Source organism: Bradyrhizobium forestalis (assembly GCF_002795245.1).
In the GTDB taxonomy this organism is placed as follows: Bacteria; Pseudomonadota; Alphaproteobacteria; order Rhizobiales; family Xanthobacteraceae; genus Bradyrhizobium; species Bradyrhizobium forestalis.
Genome location: NZ_PGVG01000114.1, coordinates 1 through 1,369 on the forward strand (window position 1 = coordinate 1; position 1,369 = coordinate 1,369).

Sequence of the window (1,369 nt, forward strand, 5' to 3'; positions counted from 1 at the left end):
CTTGTGTCCGCAAAATCTGCCAGGATGTGCGAACGGGCGGTTCTGACCAACCGCCCGTCGCTGGATCCGAGCCCGTTCGTGCTCAAAGGCCTAGAGCCTGTCGGGGAGCGTGGGACGGATTCGGCGTGTCTTCCTCAACCCGAACAGTTGCATGGGCTTCGAGCCCGAACCGAGCAAGGAAGGGAGTGGATGATGGCACAAAACAGTCGCGTTGTCGTCGGGATTGATGTGGCCAAGGACAAGGTGGATGCATGCATTCGCTCGCTGTCGCAACGGCAAGCGTTCCCGAGCGGTGCGAAGGGGCGGCGCAAGCTGGTCGCCTGGCTGCGCAAGCACAAGGTCGACAGGGCGGTGATGGAGGCGTCCGGCGGCTACGAGCGGGACTGGGCCAAGGCGCTGCGCGAAGCCTGCTTCGCGGTGCGGATCGTCGATCCACGGCGAGTGCGTAACTTCGCCCGATCGGCGGGGCGGCTCGCCAAGAACGATACGATCGACGCGGACACGATCGCCTGGTTCGCTGAGACGTTTGAAGATGCGCCGAGCCAAATCCACGATGCGGCGCGCGAGGAGCTGGCGGCACTGGTCAAAGCACGCAAAGCCGTGATCGATCTGAAGACCCGCTTGCAGAGCCAGAACGAGCACGCCGTGCCGGGAGCGGTGCAGAAAGCCCACGCCCGCGTCTTGAAGGGCCTGGATGCTGAGATTGCCAAGCTCGAGGATGCAATCGTTGTCACGGTCAAGGCCACACCGGCATTTGCCGCGCGCGCCGAGATCATCGAGAGCGTGCCGGGCCTCGCCGAAACGGCCTCTGCGGTCCTCATTGCGGGGCTCCCGGAGCTCGGGACGGTCCGCGAGGAGATCGCCGCCGCGTTGTTGGGCGCTGCGCCTTATGATGACGACAGTGGCAAGCGACGTGGCGAGCGCCACATCAAGGGCGGCCGCCGCTGGGTACGCAACGCCCTCTACATGCCCTGTCTCGGCGCGGCCACCCAGAACAACCCGGTGCTCAAGGCGTTCTATCAACGGCTGATTGCCAAGGGCAAGGAGCCGAAAGTTGCGCTCATTGCCTGCATGCGCAAGCTGATCGTCATCCTCAATACGATGATCGCCCGCGGCGAGAAATGGGATCCGAGCCGCTACGCGTTGCGGTGAGCTGATCGAGCGCGCCCTACCGCGCTCGGTCCTCGACCGAGCGCATGCCAAGCCGACAGACCGGCGAGCGGACGGGGTCAAGGCCGTCAGCCGCCAAAGGCGGTGGCGCGTCCAGCGCCAGCCTTGAGGCCGGCCGATCGGCGGTCTACTTCAGCACAGTTGCTCCCCGGGGAGCGATGCACTATTGCCCCCGTCGCCTTGCGGATGGCTGATGCGC

Annotated in this window: 1 protein-coding gene; it reads left to right on the forward strand. The window is 65.3% G+C overall.

Going from position 1 to position 1,369, the window contains the following annotated elements:
* Window positions 1–1,152 (forward strand): IS110 family RNA-guided transposase (locus tag CVM73_RS38705; RefSeq protein ID WP_245452558.1); only part of this gene is annotated, 1,152 nt, incomplete at its 5' end.
* Window positions 1,153–1,369: the final 217 nt, after the last annotated feature.